The sequence below is a fragment of the Pseudomonas sp. PS02302 genome, from assembly GCF_029959585.1.
Taxonomy (GTDB): domain Bacteria; phylum Pseudomonadota; class Gammaproteobacteria; order Pseudomonadales; family Pseudomonadaceae; genus Chryseomonas; species Chryseomonas aestiva.
In genome coordinates this window covers 1-2,852 of sequence record NZ_JASCON010000154.1, presented here as the reverse complement: position 1 = coordinate 2,852, position 2,852 = coordinate 1, and the positions used below count along the sequence as shown (strand labels likewise).

Genomic DNA, 2,852 nt, shown 5'->3' with positions numbered 1-2,852 from the left:
CCATGGCACTGCCACCCCGCCGGCCGCGGACGATGACATAGGGCACGCCGCGGCTGTCGGCGGCCAGGGCGTCCTTGGACTCCCTGGCGCCGACGAAGCCCACCGGCATGCCGAGGATCAGCGCCGGCTTGGGCGCGCCGGCATCGAGCATCTCCAGCAGATAGAACAGCGCCGTGGGGGCGTTGCCGATCACCACCACGCTGCCGGCCAGGTGCGGCCGCCAGCGCTCCAGGGCCACCGCCGAACGGGTGTTGCCCTGGGCCACGGCCAGTTCGCGGATGCCTTCGTCGTGCAGGGTGCAGATCACCGGGTTGTTGGCCGGCAAGCGGGTGCGGGTGACGCCCTCGGCGACCATGCGCGCATCGCAGAGGATGGGCGCGCCGGCCGCCAGGGCCGCGCGACCGGCCGCGCCAGCGCCCGGGGAAAAAACCAGGTCCTGGACCACGTCGACCATGCCGCAGGCGTGGATCACCCGCACGGCGAGCTTTTCCAGGTCGGCGGGGATGGCCGAGAGATCGGCCTCGGCGCGGATGGTGGCGAAGGATTGGCGATAGATCGCCTGGCCGTCGCGTTCGTATTCAAGCATCACTGGGACTCCGGGCCAGCCAGGCGGCGGCCTCGTCGAGGGATAGATGGGTGGCGCGCCGCCGGCCCGGACCGGGCTGGGTGGCGTCGCGCACGAAGAGGTCATAGCGGCCGGGAGCCACCGCCAAGAGGGTATGGGGCGCCTGGCCGGCCAGGGCGCAACTGCGCGGGCAGCCGGAGAGGTGCACCTCCACGTCCGCCGGCAGCCGCTCGGCCAGGCGCAGGGCATCGCCCTTGGTGTCGGCCTGGCCCTTGGCGCAGCCCTGGCTGCCGGTGCAGGCGATCAGCCGGGCCAGGGGCGCGGCGGGATCGGTGGTCAGCTCCAGGGTGGCCAGAGCGCCGAGCAGCTCGGGGGCCCTGTCGACCGGCACGTCGGGCAGCAGCAGGCCCTGCCAGGGGGTCAGGTGCAGCGCGCCCTCGCCGAGGTGCTCGGCCAGGTCGGCAAGGGCAGCCAGGCTGGTTGCCGGCAGTCGGCCCAGGGCGGGCTGGGCGCCGACCCAGCAGCGACCCGGCTGAAGCTGGGGATGACTGCCCAGGCGCAGCGCGGTTACGGCCGGCGCACGAGGGCTGCGCGGAACCGGCAGCAGATCCAACCCCGCCAGCAGTTCGGCGACCGGACGCTGCGCCAGCAGCTGGCGCAGGCGGCCCTGCTCGGGACCGGCCAGGTCGAGAAAGCGATGCAGCAGGCGCGCGACGGTCGCCACCTCCTGGCCCGGGGCGATCAGTCCAACCGGCGCATCCAGCGGGATACCGGCGAGGCCGAGCAGGTAGCCTTCGGCGCGAGCCGACAGCCAGACATCATGGGGATGGTCGAGCCGTGCCAGGGCTTCGCCGCCGTCCAGTTGCAGGGCGAACTTGGGCGACAGGCCATGCAGTCGGCGGTCACCCTCCAGCAGGGCGAGCAATTCGGCGGCCAGGGGACGGACATCCTGCAACTGCTGCGGATCACGCCCCGCCGCCGGGCTGAGCAGCAGATTGCGCACGTCGTCGGCGGCCGGATCGGCCGGACCCAGACCGGCGGCCTGCAGCGCGGCCACCAGGGCGTCGGCGCCATCCGGGCGCACGCCACGCAGTTGCAGGTTGGCCCTGTTGGTCAGCTCCAGTACCCCATTCGCCCAGCGCTCGCTGGCGGCGGCGATGGCCCGCGCCTGGCCTGCCGTGAGTCGCCCGCCCGGCAACTTCACCCGGCACAGGCCGCCATCGCGCGCGGGCACGATGCGCAGCAGCCCCGGACAGGCCGAAGACCGCGGGACGAGGGCGGAGGGAGAAGGAGGATTCACGGCGGAAGGTCGGGCTGAACGGGGAAAGACGTTATTATGCCCGCTTTGGTGCGACACGTATGCTCGTGTTGTGCTTGGTCGACCAGCTTAGTCTTGGCGCCGAAACCCTTGTTCTACAGGGGTTTGAAGCCTAAATAAAGCACGAGAGCCGGCTCTGCCGCGCCTGATTCGACCCACTTGTGGGGACAATGCGATCCCTGCTTGCTAGGGTAAGTACGTCTCAAATTTGGCCATCTTTGGCTATAAATTGATCAATCAGACGTAACAGAGAGCAGTTTCCGCCAAGGAAATTGTATCTAAATGTAACAAGACTCCCTGTGGGTGATTTGACCCCGCAAGGGGTCAATCCATCTCTGGGATGCCTTGGTCTCATCTGGCCCATGCCAACGTCGTGAGACGTTAGGGTATCTCGTCCAAGCACGGAGCAACCGCTCCGCTGTGCATTGCTCAACTTCGCTTACATAGGAAGTACCGAGCCTGGCATGTACCTGCCAGTTCACTACATCGGCATGCGTCGGGGGCCAACCCTGAGGTGTGAAGCCCGGTGGACAATGTCCTATCCCGCAAGGGACACGCTTGACTGGCAACAGCTTCGTGAAGCTTCCGAACTGCACGGAGGCTTAGGGCTAGTGACCCAACCCGTATGGTTAACGTATGTGAACCGTTGTTGGACCCCTCGTAAGCATAACTGGGCCTACGGCAGTTAATAGGCCCTAGCCAAAATCGGCAAAGCAGTCTGGCGCTCGTTGTCAAAGCTAACGACGCGGTACCACTACGACTGTCGGGGGAGAGACGGAACCTAACCGGGGAATCGATGCACATCGGGGAACGTGGCAATCCCGACCACCCGCCTAACCAGCAACATCGGAAGGCAGGCAATCCGCAAGGAAAGCTGTTGGGTGTGGGGAATGGGAGGGTGCAAAAAGCGAATGGCTGTCTGTAATGGGCGGCATATCGGTTGAAACATCATCGACAGGGGCAACCCTG

At 67.0% G+C, this 2,852-nt stretch carries 2 protein-coding genes; both read right to left on the bottom strand.

What is annotated here, in order from left to right:
• The coding region (locus QMX82_RS25520) for a precorrin-8X methylmutase (RefSeq protein ID WP_282288764.1) at positions 1 to 586 on the bottom strand (586 nt) is incomplete at its 3' end.
• Positions 579 to 1,865 carry a precorrin-3B synthase gene (gene cobG, locus QMX82_RS25515; protein WP_282288762.1) on the bottom strand — a complete coding sequence of 429 codons (1,287 nt, stop codon included), beginning with the start codon at positions 1,863 to 1,865 and terminating at the stop codon, positions 579 to 581. The genes QMX82_RS25520 and cobG, both read right to left, overlap by 8 nt.
• Positions 1,866 to 2,852 lie beyond the last annotated feature (987 nt).